The organism is Armatimonadota bacterium (assembly GCA_025059775.1).
GTDB lineage: Bacteria > Sysuimicrobiota > Sysuimicrobiia > Sysuimicrobiales > Sysuimicrobiaceae > Sysuimicrobium.
In genome coordinates, this window is sequence record JANXCW010000042.1 from 1 (window position 1) to 786 (window position 786).

General features: G+C 59.0%; 1 protein-coding gene. It reads right to left on the minus strand.

Annotated elements, in window-relative coordinates; translation table 11 throughout:
- On the minus strand, positions 1 to 759 hold a 759-nt coding region (locus N0A24_12265), incomplete at its 3' end, for a thioredoxin domain-containing protein (GenBank protein ID MCS7174109.1).
- Positions 760 to 786 lie beyond the last annotated feature (27 nt).

The window sequence follows — 786 nt, forward strand, 5'->3', positions numbered from 1 at the left end:
CAGGCGCGCACGGATATCGGCAAGGCGTTCGTGCAAGTCCTCAGGATCTATGTCAAGCTCGGTCGCCAGTTGCTCAATCGACTTGGTGAGGTGCGGAATGTTGCGTCCGTTGCGCTGGTGGGTAGCTTCCTCGGCGTAGTTACCTTCAGGCGTGATGTTGTAGACCAAGCAAAACAAATCTGCCTCCTCGCGCGGAAGCGTCTCGTAGATTTCGCGCTGAGTCCAAGTGTAGTAGTAGCCTTCGCCTTCGGGGGTGTCAGCATCCAACGCGCTGGCGAACGCTCCCTCAGGCAGGCGCATCTCGCGCAGCATCCAATCCAGTGTGCGCTGAGCCGTTTCCGCAAACAACAGATCATCAGTCATCGCGTAGGCGTGCGCATATGCCCAGCTCAGTTGGGCGTTGTCGTAGAGCATCTTCTCAAAGTGCGGCACCAACCAGCGCTCGTCAGTGGAGTAGCGATGGAAGCCACCACCGATATGGTCGTGAATCCCACCGTGTGCCATTTGAATCAGCGTGATCAGCGCCATACTGGCGCATTCCTCATCGCCCCACTCTACGCCCATATGTAGTAGCACGGGTAGGGCGGTGTTAGGCGGGAACTTGGGCGCGCTGCCGAAGCCCCCATGCATCGGGTCGAAGCCGTTTAGCATCTGGGCTTTGTAGGCGCGGAACACGCTGGGGTTGCGTTCGCCCTGCAGCGACTGATGAGGCATCGCCACTAACTGCTCTAACTCGGCTTTCAGCTCAGCCGCCGCCAAGCTAACCTGCGCACGGTTGTGCTGCCA